We start from the raw sequence: 22,707 nt of genomic DNA, 5'->3' as shown, positions 1-22,707 counted from the left end.
AATCGTCCCTTTATATCTTAACTGAACACCTTTTCTGTAAAAACCTACTCTACATTCTTTGAAAGGAGTTGAACACGCCCTAAATGCTAGGTGAAAAAGATAAATTCTCTTGTGAGCTTTCTTACTTCAAGAATTTTCTATTTTCACTTGGTATTTTACGGGCTCTGTATCCTATATGAGTAACATTCAAAACATGTCCCTTGAGGACATCATGGGAGAGCGCTTTGGTCGCTACTCCAAGTACATTATTCAAGACCGGGCTTTGCCAGATATTCGTGATGGATTGAAGCCGGTTCAGCGCCGCATTCTTTATTCGATGAATAAGGATGGTAATACCTTTGACAAAAGTTACCGTAAGTCGGCCAAGTCTGTCGGGAATATCATGGGGAATTTTCACCCACACGGGGATTCTTCTATCTATGATGCTATGGTTCGTATGTCACAGGACTGGAAAAACCGTGAGATTTTGGTCGAAATGCACGGTAATAACGGTTCTATGGACGGAGATCCGCCTGCGGCTATGCGTTATACCGAGGCGCGTTTGTCTGAAATTGCTGGCTACCTTCTTCAAGATATCGAGAAAAAGACAGTTCCTTTTGCTTGGAACTTTGACGATACGGAGAAAGAGCCGACAGTCTTGCCAGCAGCCTTTCCAAACCTTTTAGTCAATGGTTCGACTGGGATTTCGGCTGGATATGCCACAGATATTCCACCCCATAATTTAGCTGAGGTCATTGATGCCACTGTTTATATGATTGACCACCCGACAGCTAAGGTGGATAAACTCATGGAATTCTTACCAGGACCAGATTTCCCTACAGGAGCTATCATCCAAGGGCGTGACGAAATCAAGAAGGCCTATGAAACTGGGAAAGGGCGCGTGGTTGTTCGTTCCAAGACTGAGATTGAAAAGCTAAAAGGTGGTAAGGAACAAATCGTTGTCACTGAGATTCCTTATGAAATCAATAAGGCCAATCTGGTCAAGAAAATCGATGATGTTCGTGTCAATAACAAGGTGGCAGGGATCGCTGAGGTTCGTGATGAGTCTGACCGTGATGGTCTTCGTCTTGCTATTGAACTCAAGAAAGATGCTAATACCGAGCTCGTTCTCAACTATCTATTCAAATATACTGACCTACAAATCAATTACAACTTTAACATGGTGGCGATTGATAATTTCACACCTCGTCAGGTCGGGATTGTCCCAATCTTGTCTAGCTATATTGCCCACCGTCGCGAAGTCATCTTGGCACGTTCCCGCTTTGACAAGGATAAGGCTGAAAAACGTCTCCATATCGTGGAAGGTTTGATTCGTGTCATCTCTATTTTAGATGAAGTCATTGCCCTTATCCGAGCTTCTGAGAACAAGGCTGATGCCAAGGAAAACCTCAAGGTCAGTTATGATTTTACGGAAGAGCAGGCTGAGGCCATCGTTACCTTGCAACTGTACCGTTTGACCAATACAGACGTAGTTGTCTTGCAAGAAGAAGAAGCAGAACTTCGTGAGAAGATTGCCATGCTTGCGGCTATTATCGGTGATGAGCGGACTATGTACAATCTCATGAAGAAAGAACTTCGGGAGGTTAAGAAGAAGTTTGCGACACCTCGTTTGAGTTCTTTAGAGGATACTGCTAAAGTAATTGAGATTGATACAGCTAGTCTTATCGCCGAGGAAGATACCTACGTCAGCGTGACAAAGGCCGGTTACATCAAGCGTACCAGCCCGCGTTCTTTTGCAGCTTCAACGCTAGAGGAAATTGGCAAACGTGATGATGACCGTTTGATTTTTGTTCAATCTGCCAAGACAACCCAGCATCTTTTGATGTTCACGACTCTTGGAAATGTCATTTATCGACCAATCCATGAATTGGCAGACATTCGCTGGAAGGATATCGGAGAGCACCTGAGCCAAACCATCACAAACTTTGAAACTAACGAAGAAATCCTTTATGTGGAAGTCGTGGATCAGTTTGATGATGCGACAACCTACTTTACTGCAACTCGTCTCGGTCAAATCAAGCGTGTAGAATGCAAAGAATTCTCTCCATGGCGAACCTACAAGTCTAAGTCTGTCAAGTATGCTAAGCTCAAAGACGATACAGACCAGATTGTAGCAGTGGCTCCGATTAAACTAGATGATGTTCTTTTGATTAGCCAAAATGGTTATGCCCTTCGTTTCAATATTGAAGAGGTTCCGGTTGTTGGTGCCAAGGCTGCAGGTGTCAAAGCTATGAACCTGAAAGCAGATGATGTCCTCCAATCCGCCTTTATCTGTAACACCTCATCCTTCTACCTCTTGACCCAACGTGGAAGTTTGAAACGTGTTTCTATTGACGAAATTCCGGCAACCAGCCGTTCCAAACGTGGCTTACAAGTCTTGCGTGAGTTGAAAAACAAACCGCATCGTGTCTTCTTGGCAGGAGCGGTTGCAGAACAAGGCTTTATTGGTGATCTCTTCAGTACAGAAGTGGAAGAGAACGACCAAACTCTGCTTGTTCAATCCAACAAAGGAACAATCTATGAAAGCCGATTGCAAGACTTGAACTTGTCAGAACGCACTAGCAACGGAAGCTTCATTTCTGATACGATTTCAGATGAAGAAGTTTTTGACGCTTATTTTAAAGAAGTATATACAGAAGCCAAATAAGTGAAATGAAGAATCAGTTCTAAGAGCTGGTTCTTTTTTATTGAAGAAATTTTCTGAAAATTACAAAATATACTTGCTATTTTAGAAAAATAGTGTAGAATAAAAGAAATAGGTTTTAGAATAAGGAGTGGAATATGACAGTAACGATTGATTGGGAAAATCTCGGTTTTTCCTATATGAAATTACCTTATCGCTATATTGCTCATTTTAAAAATGGACAATGGGATCAAGGAGAGTTGACAGAAGATGCAATCTTGCATATTTCAGAGTCTTCTCCAAGTCTTCACTATGGTCAACAAGCATTTGAAGGTTTAAAAGCTTATCGTACTAAGGATGGTAGTGTTCAACTGTTCCGTCCTGATGAAAATGCCAAACGTCTGCAACGTACTTGTGATCGTCTCTTGATGCCACAAGTTCCAACAGAAATGTTTGTAGAAGCTTGTAAAGCAGTTGTTCGTGCGAATGAAGAATATGTACCACCATACGGAACAGGTGGAACCTTATATCTTCGCCCTCTTTTGATTGGTGTCGGAGATATTATTGGGGTTAAACCAGCAGAGGAATACATTTTCACCATCTTTGCTATGCCAGTTGGAAATTACTTTAAGGGTGGATTGGTTCCAACCAACTTCTTGATTCAGGATGAATACGACCGTGCCGCTCCAAATGGTACAGGTGCGGCTAAGGTTGGTGGGAACTATGCTGCCAGTCTCTTGCCAGGGAAATTGGCCAAGTCACGTCATTTCTCAGATGTTATCTATCTAGACCCATCAACTCATACAAAGATTGAAGAAGTCGGATCAGCTAACTTCTTTGGAATTACAGCTGATAATGAATTTGTAACACCATTGAGTCCTTCTATCTTGCCATCTATTACCAAGTATTCTTTGCTTTATTTGGCAGAACATCGCTTGGGCTTAACTCCTATTGAGGGGGATGTCCCGATTGATAACCTTGACCGTTTTGTAGAGGCAGGTGCCTGTGGTACAGCAGCGGTTATTTCTCCAATTGGAGGTATTCAACACGGTGATGATTTCCATGTATTCTATAGTGAAACAGAAGTAGGCCCTGTGACTCGTAAATTATATGATGAATTGACAGGAATTCAGTTTGGTGATATTGAAGCGCCAGAAAGTTGGATTGTAAAAGTAGATTAAAATTAACTAAAGGAGATTTTTTATGAAATCGAAAAAGTGGCTTTTAACAGCAGGAGTGGTCCTGAGCACAACAGCTCTATTAGCGGCTTGTGGAAAAGCTGATAAAGAAGCAGATGCACCGACAACATTTTCATATGTCTATGCAGTAGATCCTGCGTCTTTGGACTATAGTGTAGCGACTCGTACATCTACAACAGATGTCATCGGGAATGTGGTTGATGGATTGATGGAAAATGACCAATACGGAAATGTTATTCCTTCCTTAGCTGAAGATTGGTCTGTCTCAAAAGATGGTTTGACTTATACCTATAAACTTCGTAAAGGAGTTAAATGGTACACATCAGAAGGCGAAGAATATGCAGAAGTAACAGCCCATGACTTTGTGACAGGACTAAAACACGTAGCTGACGGAAAGTCAGACGGTGTCTCTCTCATCCAAAATTCAATCAAGGGCTTGGATGCCTACATGACTGGTGAGACCAATGATTTCTCTACAGTTGGTGTTAAGGCCTTGGACGATTATACAGTTGAATATACCCTAAATAAACCAGAAAGTTTCTGGAACTCTAAAGTCACAACAGCAACGATGTTGCCTGTAAATGAAGAGTTTTTGAAGGCATCAGGTAAAGATTATGGAGCAGTTACTCCAGCAGGGATTCTTTACAATGGTCCTTATATCTTGAAGACCTTGACATCTAAATCGTTAATCGAATACGAGAAAAATCCAAACTACTGGGATAAAGAAAAGGTAAAAATCGAGAAAATCAAATTGACCTACTACGATGGTTCTGATCAGGAATCGTTGATTCGTAGCTTCTCTTCAGGTGCCTATACGACAGCCCGTCTCTTCCCAAGTAGCTCAAACTTTGCTTCAACTTTGGAACAATACGGAGATAAAATCACTTATAGCCCACAGGACTCAAGTAGTTATTACTTCACCTTTAACGTAAATCGTCAGTCATATAATAAAACTGCGAAAACAAGTGAAGAGCAAAAGACTTCTACTAAAGAAGCTATGCTTAATAAGGACTTCCGTCAGGCTATCAACTTTGCCTTCAACCGCCATTCTTATGCTGCCCAGCTAAATGGTGAAGACGGTGCGGATAAGATTATTCGTAACAGCCTTGTTCCTGACAACTTTGTACAAGCAGGTGGGAAAAACTTTGGTCAAATCGCTCAAGCAGAGTTGGTGAACTATGGTGACCAGTGGAAAGGTGTTGAGCTAGTTGACGGTAAGGATTCTATCTACAACCCTGATAAGGCTAAAGCTGCGTTCGAAAAAGCTAAGAAAGACTTGGAATCTAAAGGGGTAACTTTCCCAATTCACTTGGATGTCCCAGTTGAACAAACAGACACCATCGCCGTTCAACAAAGTAACTCTTTCAAACAGTCAATTGAATCAACTCTTGGTGCTGAAAATGTTGTCATCGATGTTCTTCAAATGACTGATAATGAAAAGGAAACAATCACTTCACAAGCGCGTGTTCCTTCTCAAAAAGACTATGATTTGAACAGTACAGGATGGGCTCCAAGCTATCAAGACCCAGCATCTTACTTGAATATCATGGATCCTAAATCAGGTTCTGCTATGAAACACCTTGGTATTACTAAAGGGAAAGATAAGGATGTTGTAGCTAAACTTGGTTTGGACCAATATAAGAAATTATTGGATGATGCCGATTCAGAAACTACGAATCTTGAAGAGCGCTATGAAAAATATGCTAAGGCTCAAGCTTGGTTGACAGATAGTTCATTATTGATGCCGACAGCCTCATCTGGCGGTTCTCCAGTTGTAAGTAATGTAGTGCCATTCTCAAAACCATACTCACAAGTTGGTATTAAGGGTGACCCATATATCTTTAAAGGAATGAAATTGCAAAAAGATATCGTTACGACAAAAGAATATGAAGAAGCACTGAAAAAATGGCAAAAAGAAAAATTGGAATCAAATGGTAAGTACCAAAAAGAACTAGAAAAACACATTAAATAAAGCGGAGAACTCTATATCAGACAAGCCTGATGTAGAGTTTTTTCTTGCTAGTTTTAGGATTTTCTTGTAAAATAGAAAAAGTGAAGAGAGGTATGAAATGAGTAAGAAAGATAAAAAAATTGAAATTCAAGTAGCAGATGCCAAGGTTAATGTAGGAAAAGACAGTTTTGAAGGTTATACATTGACTATCGGTAAAAAAGTTATCGGAGAAATTGCCGAATTAGATGGACAATTTGCCATTATAAAGAATGGGAATGTCGATAGTTTTTATAAAAAATTGGAAAAAGCTGTGGAAATTTTGATTGAAAATTATAATTTAGCAAAATAAGTCTTGTTTTTTTGAAATTTTCATGATATAATGGTCCATGTTGATTGTAGGAGAGATAGCGAAGAGGCTAAACGCGGCGGACTGTAAATCCGCTCCTTCGGGTTCGGGGGTTCGAATCCCTCTCTCTCCATTTCATCAATGGGGTATAGCCAAGCGGTAAGGCAAGGGACTTTGACTCCCTCATGCGTTGGTTCGAATCCAGCTACCCCAGTTCTTAGGTAATAATCAAGATAAAAATCAAAATATCTTAGGGTATTTTATTTTTATAATTGAAAGACGTGAACGATATGAACATGTCCTTGCGGGTGCTTAGGAAAAAAATTATAAGTATGTCAAGTTTAAGAAAAACTTGATTGTTGGAGGATTTTTTAGATGAACGAATTTGAAGATTTGCTAAATAGCGTTAGCCAAGTTGAGACTGGTGATGTTGTTAGTGCTGAAGTATTGACAGTTGATGCGACTCAAGCTAACGTTGCAATCTCTGGAACTGGTGTTGAAGGTGTCTTGACTCTTCGCGAATTGACGAACGATCGCGATGCAGATATCAATGACTTTGTTAAAGTAGGAGAAGTATTGGATGTTCTTGTACTTCGTCAAGTAGTTGGTAAAGATACTGATACAGTTACATACCTTGTATCTAAAAAACGCCTTGAAGCTCGCAAAGCATGGGACAAACTTGTTGGTCGCGAAGAAGAAGTTGTTACTGTTAAAGGAACTCGTGCCGTTAAAGGTGGACTTTCAGTAGAATTTGAAGGTGTTCGTGGATTTATCCCAGCTTCAATGTTGGATACTCGTTTCGTACGTAACACTGAGCGTTTTGTAGGTCAAGAATTTGATGCTAAAATCAAAGAAGTTGACGCTAAAGAAAACCGCTTCATCCTTTCACGTCGTGAAGTTGTTGAAGCAGCTACAGCAGCAGCTCGTGCTGAAGTATTCGGTAAATTGGCTGTTGGTGATGTTGTAACTGGTAAAGTTGCACGTATCACAAGCTTCGGTGCTTTCATCGACCTTGGTGGTGTTGACGGATTGGTTCACTTGACTGAATTGTCACACGAACGTAACGTATCACCAAAATCAGTTGTAACTGTTGGTGAAGAAATTGAAGTGAAAATCCTTGATCTTAACGAAGAAGAAGGACGCGTATCACTTTCACTTAAAGCAACAACACCTGGACCATGGGATGGCGTTGAGCAAAAATTGGCTAAAGGTGATGTAGTAGAAGGAACAGTTAAACGTTTGACTGACTTCGGTGCATTTGTTGAAGTATTGCCAGGTATCGATGGACTTGTTCACGTATCACAAATTTCACACAAACGTATTGAAAATCCAAAAGAAGCTCTTAAAGTTGGTCAAGAAGTTCAAGTTAAAGTTCTTGAAGTTAACGCAGATGCAGAGCGCGTATCACTTTCTATCAAAGCTCTTGAAGAGCGTCCAGCTCAAGAAGAAGGACAAAAAGAAGAAAAACGTGCTGCTCGTCCACGTCGTCCAAAACGTCAAGAAAAACGTGATTTCGAACTTCCAGAAACACAAACAGGATTCTCAATGGCTGACTTGTTCGGTGATATCGAACTTTAATCAAATTGAAAATTCACAAAATCCTTTGTTTACTAAACAAGGGATTTTTCTTTTGTCTGTAAGCCTTTTTTGATATAATAGTCCTATGTTAGAATCAGAAAAAAAATCACGTTATCAAATGTTAAATGAGGAGCTCTCTTTTTTATTGGAAGGCGAAAACAATGTTTTGGCTAATCTTTCCAACGCCAGTGCTCTTTTAAAATCGCACTTTCCTAATACTGTATTTGCAGGCTTTTATTTATTCGATGGAAAGGAATTGGTTTTAGGTCCCTTCCAAGGAGGCGTTTCCTGCATCCGTATTGCACTAGGCAAAGGTGTTTGTGGGGAGGCAGCCTACTTTCAGGAAACTGTTCTGGTTGGTGATGTAACAACTTATCCCAACTATATTTCTTGTGATAGTCGAGCTAAAAGTGAAATTGTTGTCCCAATGATAAAGAATGGTCAACTACTTGGAGTTCTGGATCTGGATTCTTCAAAGGTTGATGATTATGATGCTATGGATCGAGATTATTTGGAACAATTTGTCGCTATTTTGCTTGAAATGACAGAATGGGACTTTACAATGTTTGAGGAGAAAGCCTAATGTATCAAGCACTTTATCGAAAATATAGAAGTCAAAACTTCTCCCAGTTGGTTGGACAGGAAGTTGTGGCTAAGACTCTTAAACAAGCAGTGGAGCAAGAGAAAATAAGTCATGCTTATCTTTTTTCTGGTCCACGGGGAACGGGAAAAACCAGTGTAGCCAAGATTTTTGCCAAAGCTATGAACTGTCCAAATCAAGTGGGTGGTGAACCTTGTAATAACTGCTATATTTGTCAAGCAGTGACAGATGGTAGTTTAGAAGATGTCATTGAAATGGATGCTGCCTCTAATAACGGGGTGGATGAAATCCGTGAAATTCGTGATAAATCTACCTATGCGCCTAGCCTTGCTCGTTATAAGGTTTATATCATAGATGAGGTTCACATGCTGTCTACAGGAGCTTTTAATGCCCTCCTAAAGACGCTGGAAGAGCCAACACAGAATGTGGTCTTTATTTTGGCCACTACTGAATTGCACAAGATTCCTGCCACTATTCTATCCCGTGTGCAACGTTTTGAATTTAAATCGATTAAAACACAGGATATTAAGGAACATATCCACTATATCTTAGAAAAAGAAAATATCAGTTCTGAACCAGAGGCTGTGGAAATCATTGCCAGACGCGCTGAAGGTGGGATGCGAGACGCCTTGTCTATTTTGGATCAAGCCCTGAGTTTGACACAGGGAAACGAGTTGACGACTGCCATCTCTGAAGAAATTACAGGAACTATTAGTCTGTCAGCCTTGGATGATTATGTGGCTGCCTTATCTCAGCAGGATGTTCCCAAGGCCCTAGCATGCTTAAATCTTCTCTTTGAGAATGGTAAGAGCATGACTCGTTTTGTGACCGACCTTTTGCACTATTTAAGAGATTTGTTAATTGTTCAAACAGGTGGAGAAAACACTCATCATAGTCCAGTCTTTGTTAAGAATTTGGCAATTCATCAAGAAAATTTGTTTGAAATGATTCGTTTGGCGACAGTTAGTTTAGCAGATATTAAGTCTAGTTTGCAACCTAAGATTTATGCTGAGATGATGACTATTCGGTTGGCGGAGGTTAAGCCTGAACCAGCTCTTTCAGGAGCTGTTGAAAGTGAAATTTCTGCACTGAGACAGGAAGTCGCCCGTCTCAAACAAGAACTCGCAAATGTGGGAACTGTATCTAAGCCAACCAGTCCAGCTCCAAGTCGCCCAGCAGCGGGCAAGACAATCTATCGTGTGGATCGCAATAAGGTTCAATCTATCCTACAAGAGGCCGTTGAAAATCCTGATTTAGCACGTCAAAATCTGATTCGCTTGCAGAATGCCTGGGGAGAGGTGATTGAAAGTCTTGGAGGTCCCGATAAGGCTCTGCTAGTTGGTTCTCAACCAGTTGCGGCCAATGAACACCATGCCATTCTTGCTTTTGAGTCTAACTTCAATGCTGGTCAAACCATGAAACGGGACAATCTCAACACTATGTTTGGTAACATCCTCAGTCAGGCAGCAGGTTTTTCACCTGAGATTTTAGCCATTTCCATGGAGGAATGGAAAGAAGTTCGCGCAGCCTTTTCAGCCAAATCCAAATCTTCTCAAACTGAAAAAGAAGCAGAAGAAAGCCTGATTCCAGAAGGATTTGAATTTTTGGCTGATAAAGTGAAGGTAGAGGAAGACTAAAGAAAGATTTCATGATACAATAAGTTTATGAATAGACAACAATTTATTATCATCGCGCTGTTTACAGCTGCTGAGACCTATTTTTTCAATGAAGCCTGGATGACTGGTCGCTATATTATGGCAGCCTTTTGGGCCATTTTACTCTTTAGAAATTTTCGAGTCAGTTACTTGATGGGCAAGATTGTAGATATCATTGACCAGCATTTAAAAGGAAAAGACTAGTCCTCAGCTTCTAGACAAAATCAAAGCCTTTTAGGCTTTTTTTTGTTATACTATAAAAGTATATTTATTGACCTTTTATACTCTTCGAAAATCAAATTCAAACCGTGTCAGCTTCGCCTTGCCGTACTCAAGTACAGCCTGCGGCTAGCTTCCTAGTTTGCTCTTTGATTTTCATTGAGTATTTCCGTATTTTCTAGGGAAATCAACTATGTTTCTAGTAAGTACTGTAAAGGCCTTGAAAAAGAAAGGAACTATCATGTCAGTATTAGAGATCAAAGATCTTCACGTCGAGATTGAAGGAAAAGAAATTTTAAAAGGGGTTAACCTGACCCTTAAAACAGGAGAAATCGCCGCTATCATGGGACCAAATGGTACTGGTAAATCAACTCTTTCTGCCGCTATCATGGGAAATCCAAACTATGAAGTTACCAAAGGTGAAGTTTTGTTTGATGGCGTAAACATCCTTGAGTTGGAAGTGGACGAGCGTGCGCGTATGGGACTTTTCCTTGCAATGCAATATCCATCAGAAATTCCTGGAATTACCAATGCTGAGTTTCTTCGTGCAGCCATGAATGCTGGTAAGGAAGATGATGAAAAGATTTCAGTTCGTGAGTTCATTACTAAACTGGATGAGAAAATGGAATTGCTCAACATGAAAGAAGAAATGGCAGAGCGTTACCTAAACGAAGGTTTCTCTGGTGGTGAGAAAAAACGTAATGAAATTCTTCAACTCTTGATGTTGGAACCAACTTTCGCCCTTTTGGATGAGATTGACTCTGGTCTTGATATTGACGCTCTTAAAGTTGTGTCTAAAGGTGTCAATGCTATGCGTGGCGAAGGCTTTGGTGCTATGATTATTACTCACTACCAACGTCTTTTGAACTATATCACACCAGATGTGGTACACGTTATGATGGAAGGTCGTGTTGTTCTTTCTGGTGGCCCAGAATTGGCTGCGCGTTTGGAACGTGAAGGATACGCAAAACTAGCTGAAGAACTTGGCTACGACTACAAGGAAGAATTGTAATTCCCTCGTATCTTTTAGGAGAAGTAAATGACTAAAGAAAATATTAAACTTTTTTCAGAAATGCACGCTGAACCAAGCTGGTTGGCTGACATCCGTCAAAAAGCTTTTGATAAGATTGAGAGTCTAGAATTACCAGTTATTGAGCGTGTCAAATTCCACCGTTGGAATCTGGGTGATGGAACGATTACAGAAAGTGAGCCATCAGCAAATGTTTCAGATTTCACTGCACTAGATAATCACTTGAAGTTGGTGCAAGTAGGAACTCAAACTGTTTTTGAGCAAACTCCAGTTGAGTTAGCTGAACAGGGTGTTGTCTTCACAGATTTCCATTCAGCTTTAGAAGAAATTCCAGAGCTGATCGAAGAATTCTTCATGTCATCTGTTAAGTATGACGATGACAAGTTGGCAGCCTACCATACAGCTTATTTCAATAGTGGTGCTGTTCTCTATATTCCTGATAATGTTGAAATTGCTGAACCAATCGAAGGAATTTTCTATCAAGACAGCGATAGCGATGTGCCGTTTAACAAGCATATTATGATTATCGCTGGTAAAAACTCTAAGATTAGTTATCTGGAGCGTTTAGAGTCACGCGGTGAAGGAAGTGCCAAAGCAACTGCTAATATTACAGTAGAAGTGATTGCTCGTTCTGGAGCTCAAGTGAAGTTTGCGGCTATTGACCGTCTAGGTGAAAACGTCACTGCCTACATTAGCCGTCGTGGTAAATTAGGCAATGATGCAAGTATTGACTGGGCGATTGGTGTTATGAACGAAGGAAACGTTGTTGCTGACTTTGATAGCGACTTGATTGGTAATGGTAGCCATGCGGATCTTAAAGTCGTAGCTCTTTCAAGTGGCCGTCAGGTACAAGGGATTGATACCCGAGTAACTAACTATGGTTGCAACTCAATCGGAAATATCCTACAACATGGGGTTATTCTTGAAAAAGCAACCTTGACCTTCAATGGTATTGGCCACATTATCAAGGGTGCTAAGGGAGCAGATGCGCAACAAGAGAGCCGTGTTCTTATGCTTTCAGACCAAGCGCGTTCAGATGCCAATCCAATTCTTTTGATTGATGAAAATGATGTTACTGCAGGTCATGCAGCTTCTATCGGTCAGGTGGATCCAGAAGACATGTACTACCTCATGAGCCGTGGCTTGGATAAGGCAACTGCAGAACGCTTGGTTGTTCGTGGTTTCCTTGGCTCCGTTATCGTTGAGATTCCAGTCAAAGAAGTTCGTGATGAAATGATTGCAACTATCGAAGAAAAATTGTCAAAACGCTAAGGGGTAGCCTATGTTAGATGTAGAAGCGATTCGCAAGGATTTTCCAATTTTAGATCAGATTATTAATGATGAACCATTGGTCTATTTGGACAATGCTGCGACGACACAAAAACCACTAGCAGTTCTAGAAACGATTAACCGCTACTATGAACATGATAATGCCAATGTTCATCGTGGCGTTCATACCTTGGCTGAGAGAGCGACAGCATCTTATGAAGCTGCCCGTGAAACCATTCGTAAGTTTATTAATGCAGGCTCTACAAAGGAAGTTCTCTTTACCAGAGGAACGACAACCAGTCTTAACTGGGTAGCGCGTTATGCTGAGGAAGTCTTGACAGAGGGAGATCAGGTTTTGATTTCTGTCATGGAACACCATTCTAATATCATTCCATGGCAGGAAGCCTGCCGTAAGACTGGGGCAGAGCTTGTCTATGTCTATCTCAAGAATGGAGCTCTGGATATGGATGATTTGCGAGCTAAATTGACTGACAAGGTCAAGTTTGTTTCGCTAGCTCACGCCTCAAATGTTCTTGGTGTAGTCAATCCGATTAAAGAAATCACGCAAATGGCCCATCAAGTTGGTGCCATCATGGTGGTGGATGGTGCTCAGTCTACACCCCATATGAAGATTGATGTCCAGGATTTGGATGTGGACTTCTTTGCCTTTTCAGGTCACAAGATGGCTGGTCCGACTGGTATCGGTGTTCTTTACGGTAAAGAAAAGTATCTGGAACAAATGTCACCAGTTGAATTTGGCGGTGAGATGATTGATTTCGTCTATGAGCAGTCTGCTAGTTGGAAGGAATTACCTTGGAAATTCGAGGCAGGAACTCCCAATATGGCAGGTGCAATCGGACTGGCAGCAGCAGTGGATTATCTAGAAAAGATTGGTATGGATGTGATTGAAGCCCATGAACAAGAATTGATTGCATACGTCTACCCAAAACTGCAGGCGATTGAAGGATTGACCATTTATGGTTCGCAGGACTTGGCTCAACGTTCAGGTGTCATTGCCTTTAACCTAGGTGATCTTCATCCGCACGACCTTGCGACTGCTTTGGATTATGAGGGAGTGGCAGTTCGTGCGGGTCACCACTGTGCTCAACCCTTGCTCCAGTATTTGGACGTTCCAGCTACAGCTCGTGCAAGTTTTTATATCTACAATACCAAGGCAGATTGCGACAAGCTAGTCGATGCCTTACAAAAGACAAAGGAGTTTTTCAATGGCACTTTCTAAACTAGATAGCCTTTATATGGCAGTGGTAGCGGACCATTCGAAAAATCCACATCACCAAGGGAAGTTAGAAGACGCTGAACAAATCAGTCTCAATAATCCGACCTGTGGAGATGTCATCAATCTCTCTGTCAAGTTTGATGCAGAGGATCGTTTGGAGGATATCGCTTTTATAAACTCAGGTTGCACCATCTCTACAGCATCTGCTAGTATGATGACGGACGCAGTTTTAGGAAAAACTAAACAAGAAATTTTAGAACTTGCAACTATTTTTTCTGAAATGGTTCAAGGGCAAAAAGATGAACGCCAAGACCAACTAGGCGATGCAACTTTCTTGTCAGGTGTTGCCAAATTCCCTCAACGAATCAAGTGTGCAACACTAGCTTGGAACGCCCTGAAGAAAACAATTGAAAATCAAGAAAACAAGTAAGGCAAGATTCTTTTGTCTTATGAATCAGTAGAAATGAAGAATGAAAGAAAGGATATTATGGCTGAAGAAAGAGTAGAACCAAAACCAATTGACCTTGGTGAATATAAATTTGGTTTCCATGATGATGTAGAGCCTGTCCTATCGACAGGAAAAGGATTGAATGAAGATGTCATTCGTGAACTATCAGCTGCTAAGGGAGAACCTGAGTGGATGCTAGAATTCCGTTTGAAGTCTTATGAAACCTTCAAAAAAATGCCCATGCAAACTTGGGGAGCAGACTTGTCAGAGATTGATTTTGATGACTTGATCTACTACCAAAAACCATCTGACAAACCAGCCCGTTCATGGGATGACGTTCCTGAAAAAATCAAAGAAACCTTTGAACGTATCGGGATTCCGGAAGCTGAGCGTGCTTATTTAGCAGGTGCCTCTGCCCAGTACGAGTCAGAAGTGGTTTACCACAACATGAAGGAAGAGTTCCAGAAATTGGGGATTATCTTTACAGATACGGATTCTGCCCTCAAGGAATACCCAGACTTGTTTAAACAATACTTTGCGAAGTTGGTACCGCCGACTGATAACAAGTTGGCAGCCCTTAACTCAGCAGTATGGTCTGGTGGAACCTTTATCTACGTACCAAAAGGGGTCAAGGTAGATATTCCTCTTCAAACTTACTTCCGTATCAATAACGAAAATACTGGTCAGTTTGAACGTACCTTGATTATCGTTGATGAGGGAGCAAGTGTCCATTATGTAGAAGGATGTACAGCACCAACTTATTCAAGTAACAGCTTGCATGCTGCCATCGTAGAAATCTTTGCCTTAGATGGTGCTTATATGCGTTATACAACCATCCAAAACTGGTCTGATAACGTCTATAACTTGGTTACAAAACGTGCGAAGGCTCAAAAGGATGCCACTGTTGAGTGGATTGATGGTAACTTGGGTGCCAAAACAACCATGAAATACCCATCTGTTTACCTTGATGGAGAAGGGGCGCGTGGTACCATGCTCTCTATCGCTTTTGCCAATGCAGGGCAACACCAAGATACGGGTGCTAAGATGATCCACAATGCTCCACATACCAGCTCGTCTATTGTGTCTAAATCCATCGCTAAAGGCGGAGGAAAGGTTGACTACCGTGGACAGGTAACCTTTAACAAAAACTCTAAGAAGTCTGTTTCTCACATCGAGTGTGATACCATTATCATGGATGACTTATCAGCATCAGATACTATTCCGTTTAATGAAATTCACAACTCACAAGTCGCTTTGGAACACGAAGCTAAGGTATCTAAGATTTCAGAAGAGCAACTCTATTATCTCATGAGCCGTGGATTGTCAGAATCTGAAGCAACTGAGATGATTGTCATGGGATTTGTAGAACCCTTTACAAAAGAACTTCCAATGGAATATGCAGTTGAGCTGAACCGTTTGATTAGCTATGAAATGGAAGGATCAGTTGGGTAAGAATATGTATAATCTGAACAGAAATTATTTCTGTTCAGATTTTTTTGAAAAATCATCTTATAAATATTCACAAAATTCCTTTTATATGATAAAATAAAACAATCATATTTGATGGAGATGAAGTATGAATATTTTTAGAACTAAAGATCTTAGTTTGGGACGTACTGAAATGCACCGTCATTTAAAAGTATGGGATTTGATTTTATTAGGAATCGGTGCCATGGTAGGAACTGGGATTTTTACTATTACAGGAACCGCAGCAGCAACGCTTGCTGGTCCGTCGCTGGTTGTATCTATAGTGATTTCTGCCCTGAGTGTTTCTTTATCCGCCCTCTTTTTCGCAGAGTTTGCCTCTCGTGTTCCTGCAACTGGTGGTGCTTATAGTTATTTGTATGCAATTTTGGGTGAATTACCAGCTTGGATTGCTGGTTGGTTGACCATCATGGAATTCATGACAGCAGTTTCTGGTGTGGCCTCTGGCTGGGCAGCTTATTTTAAAGGCTTGCTCAGTAACTATAGTATTTCAATGCCTCAAGCCTTGAATGGGACCTTTAACCCTGAGCAGGGTACCTATATAGACCTTTTACCTATTTTGGTATTGACACTGGTAACCGGTTTAGTTTTATTAAATTCCAAGGCAGCTTTGCGTTTTAATTCGCTTCTAGTTATCTTGAAATTCTCTGCTCTCGCTTTGTTTATTCTAGTTGGTATCTGGTATATTAAACCAGAAAATTGGTCCAACTTTGCTCCCTTTGGTTTTGGTCAAATTTATGGTGGAAGTACTGGAATAATGGCAGGAGCATCTTTGATGTTCTTTGGTTTCCTAGGGTTTGAATCTATTTCGATGGCTGTTGATGAAATTCAAAATCCACAAAAGAATGTCCCACGAGGTATTGTTTTGTCTTTGACAATCGTAACGATTCTCTATGCTCTGGTTACATTAGTATTGACAGGGATTGTTCACTACAGCCAACTCAATGTGGATGATGCTGTAGCATTTTCATTGCGAAGTATAGGAATTGGTTGGGCAGCTAATTATGTGTCATTAGTGGCCATTTTAACCTTAATAACAGTGTGTATTTCTATGACTTATGCCTTATCGCGTATGATTTACAGTTTAGCACGTGATGGTCTTTTACCTCGAAGTTTTAAGCAATTAAGCAAAACAAGTCGTGTTCCTAAAAATGCGACCATCTTAACTGGAGTTGCTTCTGCAATTGCAGCAGGAGTGTTTCCACTGGCTAGTATTGCAGCCTTTCTAAATATTTGTACGCTTACTTATCTTATCTTATTGGCTTATGGAATTATAAAACTTAGAAAGGATAAGGGAATGCCTAAAGAAGGAGAATTCAAAACTCCCCTAGTTCCCTTGTTACCGATTCTCTCGATTCTAATCTGTCTTTCCTTTATGCTTCAATATAGTGTAGAAACATGGATTGCGTTTGGAATTGCTCTTGTAGTTGGACTTGTGATTTACTTTACTTATGGCTATCGTCATTCTACACTTTCTGAATAAAGAAAAAGCTGGAACTTCCCAGTTTTTTACTTACTCTTTTATATATGTAAATCCTTCTCCTAGGATTTCATGGGCTTCTGTAATAGTTATAAAGGCTTGAGGATCGATTCGATGAATCATTTCCTTCATTTTAACAATTTCATTTCTTCCGACAATACAGTAAATGATTTTTAAATCTTCTCGACTATAATAACCTTGACCTGAGATGAAAGTAACGCCTCTACCTAGGTCATCATTAATCGCCTTAGCAAGTTGGTCAGGACGTTTTGTGATAATCATAAATCCTTTACCTGCATAGCCACCTTCGCCGATCAAATCAATAACACGAGAAACGATAAAATCAAATAAGAGCGTGTAGGTAACTAATCTCAGATCCTTAAAGATTAGGAGAATAAGCATGAGAATACAAAAATCTAAGATAAAAAGCAGTTTTCCCATAGATATATGAGTGTATTTATTGATAATACGAGCTACAATATCAGTTCCACCAGTTGTCCCACCAGCATTGAAGATAATTCCGAGCCCAATTCCCAATAGAATCCCAGCTATAAGGGCTGTGATCAGTAAATCACCTTGAAGATCAATATGAAGGGGAATACGCTCAAAAAAAGCCAACCAGGCGGACAAGGCTAAGGTTCCTAGTAAACTAGAATAGAGAGATTTTGCTCCAAAAATCTTCCAAGCTAGGATGAAAAGAGGAATATTAATCAGCAAGTTCATGAGCGAAACAGGGATTTTAAAAAGATAAAAGGTGATGAGGGTAATACCTGTCGCCCCTCCTTCAAAGAGATGATGGGGAACTACAAAATAAGTCAGACCAAAAGCATAAATAGCAGCACCTAGTAAAATGGTTAAAATGGGGTAAATTTTTTTAATCATAGGAACCTCTTTTCTTATAAGTAGATTATATCAAATTTTTAAGGAAAATTTGAATGACTCCATTAGGATTTTTAATCTTTTTTTGATATAATTAAAAGTAAGAAAACCAATCTGAATCCTAAAATAGAAAGATTGATACTATGACAAAAATTAAGATTGTAACCGATTCATCTGTTACTATTGAACCTGAACTAGTAAAACAATTAGATATCACTGTTGTTCCGTTATCTGTAATGATTGATAATGTTGTTTATTCTGATGCGGATTTGAAAGAAGAAGGTAAATTTCTTCAGTTGATGCAAGTAAGTAAGAACCTCCCGAAAACAAGCCAGCCCCCTGTAGGTGTCTTCGCTGAAGTTTTTGAAGACCTATGCAAGGATGGTAGCCAGATTCTTGCTATTCATATGTCCCATGCTCTTTCTGGTACTGTAGAAGCAGCGCGCCAGGGTGCTAGTTTATCTACTGCCGACGTGACAGTTATTGATAGTTCCTTCACTGACCAAGCCCTGAAATTCCAGGTTGTTGAGGCTGCGAAGTTAGCACAAGAAGGCAAAGAGTTGGAGGAAATCTTATCTCATGTAGAAGAGGTTAAAAACCACACAGAACTCTATATTGGTGTTTCGACTTTGGAAAATCTTGTTAAAGGTGGACGAATTGGGCGTGTAACTGGATTGTTGAGCTCACTTCTCAATATACGTGTTGTCATGCAGATGAAAGACCATGAATTGCAGCCAATCGTTAAAGGTCGTGGAGCTAAAACTTTTAAAAAATGGTTAGATGAGTTGATAAAATCGCTCTCTGAACGTTCTGTAGCAGAGATTGGAATTTCATATTCTGGTAGTGCTGATTGGGCCAAAGAGATGAAAGAAAGCTTACAAGCTTATGTTGAAAAGCCAATTTCAGTTTTGGAAACGGGCTCTATTATTCAAACTCACACGGGTGAGAACGCTTGGGCTATTTTAGTACGTTACTACTCTTAAAAAAATAAATAAAATGGGAAGAAATAGCGTTTTTAACTTGACCTAAAAGGGATTTTAGGATATGATTATAATTGTTAATTAGAAATTAAATTGGAGGAATCATTAACATGGCAAACAAACAAGATTTGATCGCTAAAGTAGCAGAAGCTACAGAATTGACTAAGAAAGACTCAGCAGCAGCAGTTGAAGCTGTATTCTCAGCAGTAGCTGACTACCTTGCAGCTGGTGAAAAAGTTCAATTGATCGGTTTTGGTAACTTTGAAGTTCGTGAGCGTGCTGCACGTAAAGGTCGCAACCCACAAACTGGTAAAGAAATCACAATTGCAGCTTCTAAAGTACCAGCATTCAAAGCTGGTAAAGCTCTTAAAGACGCTGTTAAATAATCAGCCTTTAAAAAGCCTATTGTATCAAGTTTTTGAGCTTGGTCAATAGGCTTTTTTGTGTATAGAGGGCAAAAAAGGGGCAGAATCTGAATGAACTAGTACCGGAACAAATATTTCAAATACTGCCTAATTCAAATTGCGTAGCAGAAATCATACAAATGAAATTGATTATAGTAAAATAGGATATGAATTATTAAGAAAGTTGGTTCTTTATTGGAAACGATAGTATTTTCAATCTCCGTTTTTTTAGCAGGGATCTTGTCCTTCTTTTCCCCTTGTATATTCCCTCTGTTACCTGTTTATACTGGAATTTTGCTGGATGATCAGGAAAGCGCAAAAAGCTTTTCTTTATTTGGGAGAAAGGTTGCCTGGTCAGGTCTGATTCGAACTCTTTGCTTTATCGCAGGCATTTCACTCATTTTCTTTATCTTAGGATTTGGTGCTGGTTACTTTGGTAATATTCTCTATGCCAATTGGTTTCGCTATACCATGGGTACGATTATCATCATCTTAGGTTTACACCAGATGGAAATTTTTCATTTTAAGAAATTAGAGATTCAAAAAAGTTTTACTTTTAAGAAATCAGCACCCAATCGTTATTGGTCAGCCTTTTTACTCGGTATTACCTTTAGCTTTGGTTGGACGCCTTGTATTGGTCCAGTTTTAAGTTCTGTTTTAGCGCTTGCCGCTTCTGGAGGTAATGGTGCTTGGCAAGGAGCGATCTATACCTTAATTTACACTCTGGGGATGGCCATTCCTTTCTTGGTTTTGGCTCTAGCTTCTGGTGTAGTTATGCCATATTTTAGTAAAATTAAACGTCATATGATGCTACTGAAGAAAATTGGTGGCTTCCTTATTATTTTAATGGGAGTTTTATTACTATTAGGACAAGTAAATGTTCTAGCTGGAATTTTTGAATAAAGGAGAAAAAGATGAAAAAAGTAATGTTTGCTGGCTTAAGCCTCTTGTCATTAGTCGTATTGATAGCCTGTGGTGAGGAAGAGACTAAAAAGACTAAAGCACCAGAACAATCCCCAAAACAACAGCAACAAACGACTGTACAACAAATTGCTGTTGGGAAAGAGGCGCCAGATTTTACCTTGCAATCAATGGATGGCAAAGAAGTGAAGTTATCTGATTATAAGGGTAAAAAGGTTTATTTGAAGTTTTGGGCTTCATGGTGTGGTCCATGTAAAAAAAGTATGCCAGAGTTGATGGAATTAGCTGCAAAACCAGATCGTGATTTTGAAATTCTTAGTGTCATTGCACCAGGAATTCAAGGTGAAAAAACTGTCGAGCAATTCCCACAATGGTTCCAAGATCAAGGTTATAAGGATATCCCAGTTCTTTATGACACAAAAGCAACCACATTCCAAGCTTATCAAATTCGAAGCATTCCTACAGAATACCTGATTGACAGTCAAGGAAAGATTGGAAAGATACAATTTGGTGCTATCAGTAATGCGGATGCAGAAGCAGCCTTTAAAGAAATGAACTAGAATCAAGGTTTTAAAATAGTATTTATATAATCAAGAACCTGAGACAAAATAGTTCTCAGCCACAAAAAAGCTAGAGATTTCCAATTGCGGAACTCTAGCTTTTTAATTTTGAGTCGTTCTCTTATTGTATTTGAGGAGGTTATTGGCCATAAGTATCAATCCCATGTCAATTCTCACTTGACGCTTCCCTCTCAGATTACATCTCTTGTAACCCAAACAAGCCTTTATCTGCCCAAAGACAGGTTCCACATCAATCTTACGTTGAGCGAAAATCTGTCTTCCTTCGGGAGATAAAAGCGCCTGACATTCTTTAGCTTTCAAGTTTTGATAGCGTCCGTTCATATACAGTCCCTTTTGAGGGGCTGATTCAGGTTCATCAGCGTAGTAAACCTTGATTTCCTGTTGAAAGTCCGTCTGTGTTTTCTGATGTTTGATATGGTGAAAACGATAGCACCAGCTATCAGGATGTGTGTAGCTATCCTCCTTGTCATCATAGTGCCAATTCGCTAAGTTTCTAGCTGACTGTTTATACCCTCTCTTCTGTTCCTTGTCAAACATGGCATATTTAATCAGATGGTTCACCCCCTTTTCATCTAAACGAAGGAGGTTCTCTTCACTTCCATATCCAGCATCTGCAACAACTGTCTTCAAGTCATGCGGATAGGTTTCAAGGAATGGCAGAAGAGTCTTGGTGTCTGTCGGATTTGAGAAGACATCATAGTGAAGAACAAATTGGTTTTCAGTAGCGATTTGAAGATTATAAGCAGCCTTGAGTTGGCCATTTTTCATATAATCTTCTTTCATTCGCATAAAAGTGTCATCTGGATCGGTTTTGGAAAAGCTGTTGCGCCCTTCAAATGTCTCTTGATACTTCTTATACTTTTCAGCACGTACTGAAAAATCCTCCTTGACTTTACGCAAGACTTCCTTGAGTTTACGACGCGGGGTTTTACGTTCATCCTTCCCTTTAACGGGTGTCTCCTCAATGTCCTGGTTCAATTTTTTCAATTCTCCTTCAAGGACTTGAGCGAATGCAAGCAACTGCTCTGAGGAGATAGGCTCTTGTGTATCCAGTTCGATAGCTTGATAGATAAGGGGAGTGATTTCTTCTTGAAAATAGTTCTGTATCTGTTCTTGCAGTTTGGCGGAGAATTTCTCTGTCGCTTTCTTCCACACAAAACTATACTTGTTGGCATTGGCTTCAATCTTAGTCCCGTCAATAAACAGACAATTTAAGGTCACTAACTCTTCCATTTTTAAACGAAGATTGAGGTCCATGAAAAGATTACGTATGAGTTCTTCCATCTCTTCAGCGACTCGAAAACGATTGATGGTGCGGTAGCTGACAACCAACGGTCCTGTTAGGTACTGCATAGCGAGGTTTTCAATCATCATTTTTTCGATTTTTCGTCCAGAGAAAATCCCTTGTGAATAGGCAAATAGAAGAGTAGCTATAAGCATTTTAGGGTGATAAGACGGGCGACCAAAGGCATGATAGAAGGCATGGAAGTGACAATCCTCCAAGGTATTCACCACTTTTTCAATAGTAAAGATGAGATGGTCTTGTGGTAAGAAAGAACTGATTTCTAGTGGTAAAGTTGTTTGATTTGTGTTATAGTAAATATGCATGGGATAACCTTTCTAAATGGTTTATTAAGCAATTCTATTTTACCAAGACTATCGTAACCATGCAAAAAAGCAACGGCAAATCCGTTGCTTTTTTTGGAGATAAGGGACTATTGTCCCAGACTCTTTTTGCTGTAATTAAGTTCTATTGTTAACCAAGTTTCGTTCTGTATAGGATAAATTTTATTATAATTCAAAGCGATATCTATAAATAAA

Annotated in this window: 21 protein-coding genes and 2 tRNA genes; 21 read left to right on the top strand and 2 right to left on the bottom strand. The window is 39.9% G+C overall.

The genetic code is table 11. The features are described 5' to 3' along the window. The first annotated feature begins 175 nt into the window (after positions 1 to 175). The 16 genes from parC to ACLV7W_RS06560 all read left to right on the top strand — a co-directional run bounded on the left by parC (position 176) and on the right by ACLV7W_RS06560 (position 17,124). On the top strand, positions 176 to 2,647 hold the full coding sequence (gene parC, locus ACLV7W_RS06635) for a DNA topoisomerase IV subunit A (protein WP_261077907.1): 2,472 nt from the start codon (positions 176 to 178) through the stop codon (positions 2,645 to 2,647). Positions 2,648 to 2,781: 134 nt separating this feature from the next. Continuing rightward, a complete protein-coding gene (locus tag ACLV7W_RS06630) occupies positions 2,782 to 3,804 on the top strand; it encodes a branched-chain amino acid aminotransferase (protein ID WP_084930113.1) in 1,023 nt (340 codons plus the stop codon). Positions 3,805 to 3,826: 22 nt separating this feature from the next. Next, entirely contained in the window at positions 3,827 to 5,794 is a 1,968-nt protein-coding gene (locus tag ACLV7W_RS06625; RefSeq protein ID WP_084930114.1) for a peptide ABC transporter substrate-binding protein, read from the top strand. A gap of 97 nt (positions 5,795 to 5,891) precedes the next feature. Then, on the top strand, positions 5,892 to 6,122 hold the full coding sequence (locus ACLV7W_RS06620) for a DUF2969 domain-containing protein (RefSeq protein ID WP_000037113.1): 231 nt from the start codon (positions 5,892 to 5,894) through the stop codon (positions 6,120 to 6,122). 49 nt (positions 6,123 to 6,171) lie between these two features. After that, positions 6,172 to 6,252: transfer RNA gene (locus tag ACLV7W_RS06615), tRNA-Tyr, on the top strand. Between the two features lie 9 nt (positions 6,253 to 6,261). Further along, a tRNA-Gln gene (locus tag ACLV7W_RS06610) sits at positions 6,262 to 6,333 on the top strand. Between the two features lie 161 nt (positions 6,334 to 6,494). After that, on the top strand, positions 6,495 to 7,697 hold the full coding sequence (rpsA, locus tag ACLV7W_RS06605) for a 30S ribosomal protein S1 (RefSeq protein ID WP_001001631.1): 1,203 nt from the start codon (positions 6,495 to 6,497) through the stop codon (positions 7,695 to 7,697). A gap of 85 nt (positions 7,698 to 7,782) precedes the next feature. Continuing rightward, positions 7,783 to 8,280, top strand: coding sequence for a GAF domain-containing protein (locus ACLV7W_RS06600; RefSeq protein ID WP_084930115.1), 498 nt, complete (start codon positions 7,783 to 7,785; stop codon positions 8,278 to 8,280). Then, on the top strand, positions 8,280 to 9,935 hold the full coding sequence (dnaX, locus tag ACLV7W_RS06595; protein WP_411865667.1) for a DNA polymerase III subunit gamma/tau: 1,656 nt from the start codon (positions 8,280 to 8,282) through the stop codon (positions 9,933 to 9,935). Before ACLV7W_RS06600 ends, dnaX begins: the two co-directional genes overlap by 1 nt. Positions 9,936 to 9,962: 27 nt before the next feature. Then, entirely contained in the window at positions 9,963 to 10,157 is a 195-nt protein-coding gene (locus ACLV7W_RS06590) for a DUF3272 domain-containing protein (RefSeq protein WP_001081601.1), read from the top strand. Positions 10,158 to 10,413: 256 nt separating this feature from the next. Continuing rightward, positions 10,414 to 11,184, top strand: coding sequence for a Fe-S cluster assembly ATPase SufC (gene sufC, locus ACLV7W_RS06585; protein WP_000114489.1), 771 nt, complete (start codon positions 10,414 to 10,416; stop codon positions 11,182 to 11,184). Between the two features lie 27 nt (positions 11,185 to 11,211). Then, positions 11,212 to 12,474 (top strand): Fe-S cluster assembly protein SufD, encoded by a 1,263-nt coding sequence (gene sufD, locus ACLV7W_RS06580; protein WP_411865666.1) that lies wholly within the window; start codon positions 11,212 to 11,214, stop codon positions 12,472 to 12,474. 10 nt (positions 12,475 to 12,484) lie between these two features. Beyond that, positions 12,485 to 13,711 (top strand): cysteine desulfurase, encoded by a 1,227-nt coding sequence (locus ACLV7W_RS06575; RefSeq protein WP_411865665.1) that lies wholly within the window; start codon positions 12,485 to 12,487, stop codon positions 13,709 to 13,711. After that, complete coding sequence (gene sufU / locus ACLV7W_RS06570) at positions 13,698 to 14,138, top strand: Fe-S cluster assembly sulfur transfer protein SufU (RefSeq protein WP_001218470.1); 441 nt, start codon at positions 13,698 to 13,700, stop codon at positions 14,136 to 14,138. The genes ACLV7W_RS06575 and sufU overlap by 14 nt, the downstream gene beginning before the upstream one ends. A 57-nt stretch (positions 14,139 to 14,195) precedes the next feature. Beyond that, entirely contained in the window at positions 14,196 to 15,608 is a 1,413-nt protein-coding gene (gene sufB / locus ACLV7W_RS06565; RefSeq protein ID WP_000797050.1) for a Fe-S cluster assembly protein SufB, read from the top strand. Positions 15,609 to 15,732: 124 nt separating this feature from the next. Then, complete coding sequence (locus ACLV7W_RS06560; RefSeq protein WP_411865664.1) at positions 15,733 to 17,124, top strand: APC family permease; 1,392 nt, start codon at positions 15,733 to 15,735, stop codon at positions 17,122 to 17,124. A 30-nt stretch (positions 17,125 to 17,154) separates the two neighbouring features. Here the strand turns inward: ACLV7W_RS06560 and ACLV7W_RS06555 are convergent, their stop codons facing one another. Beyond that, positions 17,155 to 18,003: a YitT family protein gene (locus ACLV7W_RS06555; RefSeq protein ID WP_411865663.1), complete on the bottom strand. Its 849-nt coding sequence runs from the start codon at positions 18,001 to 18,003 to the stop codon at positions 17,155 to 17,157. A 140-nt stretch (positions 18,004 to 18,143) separates the two neighbouring features. Here ACLV7W_RS06555 and ACLV7W_RS06550 point away from each other — a divergent pair, with 140 nt between their 5' ends. The 4 genes from ACLV7W_RS06550 to sdbB all read left to right on the top strand — a co-directional run bounded on the left by ACLV7W_RS06550 (position 18,144) and on the right by sdbB (position 20,865). After that, the gene (locus ACLV7W_RS06550; protein ID WP_411865662.1) at positions 18,144 to 18,983 is read left to right on the top strand and encodes a DegV family protein; all 840 of its coding nucleotides are present in this window, start codon (positions 18,144 to 18,146) and stop codon (positions 18,981 to 18,983) included. Between the two features lie 107 nt (positions 18,984 to 19,090). Further along, positions 19,091 to 19,366 (top strand): HU family DNA-binding protein, encoded by a 276-nt coding sequence (locus ACLV7W_RS06545; protein WP_001284642.1) that lies wholly within the window; start codon positions 19,091 to 19,093, stop codon positions 19,364 to 19,366. 213 nt (positions 19,367 to 19,579) lie between these two features. After that, on the top strand, positions 19,580 to 20,287 hold the full coding sequence (ccdA2, locus tag ACLV7W_RS06540) for a thiol-disulfide oxidoreductase-associated membrane protein CcdA2 (protein ID WP_049544270.1): 708 nt from the start codon (positions 19,580 to 19,582) through the stop codon (positions 20,285 to 20,287). Between the two features lie 11 nt (positions 20,288 to 20,298). Then, entirely contained in the window at positions 20,299 to 20,865 is a 567-nt protein-coding gene (gene sdbB, locus ACLV7W_RS06535) for a thiol-disulfide oxidoreductase-associated lipoprotein SdbB (RefSeq protein WP_084887243.1), read from the top strand. Between the two features lie 102 nt (positions 20,866 to 20,967). Here the strand turns inward: sdbB and ACLV7W_RS06530 are convergent, their stop codons facing one another. Then, positions 20,968 to 22,494: an IS1182 family transposase gene (locus ACLV7W_RS06530; RefSeq protein ID WP_411865228.1), complete on the bottom strand. Its 1,527-nt coding sequence runs from the start codon at positions 22,492 to 22,494 to the stop codon at positions 20,968 to 20,970. Between ACLV7W_RS06530 and ACLV7W_RS06525 the strand changes: the two genes are divergently transcribed. Further along, entirely contained in the window at positions 22,455 to 22,646 is a 192-nt protein-coding gene (locus tag ACLV7W_RS06525) for a hypothetical protein (protein ID WP_411865661.1), read from the top strand. The genes ACLV7W_RS06530 and ACLV7W_RS06525 overlap by 40 nt on opposite strands. Positions 22,647 to 22,707: the final 61 nt, after the last annotated feature.

It is taken from the genome of Streptococcus mitis (assembly GCF_965111735.1).
Taxonomy (GTDB): Bacteria; Bacillota; Bacilli; order Lactobacillales; family Streptococcaceae; genus Streptococcus; species Streptococcus mitis_DR.
This window is presented reverse-complemented; position numbering and strand designations above follow the sequence as displayed.

Bases quoted from the DNA above. Each gene is read 5' to 3' on its own strand.
- ACLV7W_RS06560 (WP_411865664.1), top strand. From the start codon at position 15,733: ATGAATATTTTTAGAACTAAAGATCTTAGTTTGGGACGTACTGAAATG.
- rpsA (WP_001001631.1), top strand. From the start codon at position 6,495: ATGAACGAATTTGAAGATTTGCTAAATAGCGTTAGCCAAGTTGAGACT.
- parC (WP_261077907.1), top strand. From the start codon at position 176: ATGAGTAACATTCAAAACATGTCCCTTGAGGACATCATGGGAGAGCGC.
- sufC (WP_000114489.1), top strand. From the start codon at position 10,414: ATGTCAGTATTAGAGATCAAAGATCTTCACGTCGAGATTGAAGGAAAA.
- ACLV7W_RS06555 (WP_411865663.1), bottom strand. From the start codon at position 18,003: ATGATTAAAAAAATTTACCCCATTTTAACCATTTTACTAGGTGCTGCT.
- ACLV7W_RS06600 (WP_084930115.1), top strand. From the start codon at position 7,783: ATGTTAGAATCAGAAAAAAAATCACGTTATCAAATGTTAAATGAGGAG.
- sufU (WP_001218470.1), top strand. From the start codon at position 13,698: ATGGCACTTTCTAAACTAGATAGCCTTTATATGGCAGTGGTAGCGGAC.
- ACLV7W_RS06545 (WP_001284642.1), top strand. From the start codon at position 19,091: ATGGCAAACAAACAAGATTTGATCGCTAAAGTAGCAGAAGCTACAGAA.
- sufB (WP_000797050.1), top strand. From the start codon at position 14,196: ATGGCTGAAGAAAGAGTAGAACCAAAACCAATTGACCTTGGTGAATAT.
- ACLV7W_RS06620 (WP_000037113.1), top strand. From the start codon at position 5,892: ATGAGTAAGAAAGATAAAAAAATTGAAATTCAAGTAGCAGATGCCAAG.
- sufD (WP_411865666.1), top strand. From the start codon at position 11,212: ATGACTAAAGAAAATATTAAACTTTTTTCAGAAATGCACGCTGAACCA.
- ACLV7W_RS06590 (WP_001081601.1), top strand. From the start codon at position 9,963: ATGAATAGACAACAATTTATTATCATCGCGCTGTTTACAGCTGCTGAG.
- ACLV7W_RS06550 (WP_411865662.1), top strand. From the start codon at position 18,144: ATGACAAAAATTAAGATTGTAACCGATTCATCTGTTACTATTGAACCT.
- ACLV7W_RS06625 (WP_084930114.1), top strand. From the start codon at position 3,827: ATGAAATCGAAAAAGTGGCTTTTAACAGCAGGAGTGGTCCTGAGCACA.
- dnaX (WP_411865667.1), top strand. From the start codon at position 8,280: ATGTATCAAGCACTTTATCGAAAATATAGAAGTCAAAACTTCTCCCAG.
- sdbB (WP_084887243.1), top strand. From the start codon at position 20,299: ATGAAAAAAGTAATGTTTGCTGGCTTAAGCCTCTTGTCATTAGTCGTA.
- ACLV7W_RS06530 (WP_411865228.1), bottom strand. From the start codon at position 22,494: ATGCATATTTACTATAACACAAATCAAACAACTTTACCACTAGAAATC.
- ACLV7W_RS06630 (WP_084930113.1), top strand. From the start codon at position 2,782: ATGACAGTAACGATTGATTGGGAAAATCTCGGTTTTTCCTATATGAAA.
- ACLV7W_RS06575 (WP_411865665.1), top strand. From the start codon at position 12,485: ATGTTAGATGTAGAAGCGATTCGCAAGGATTTTCCAATTTTAGATCAG.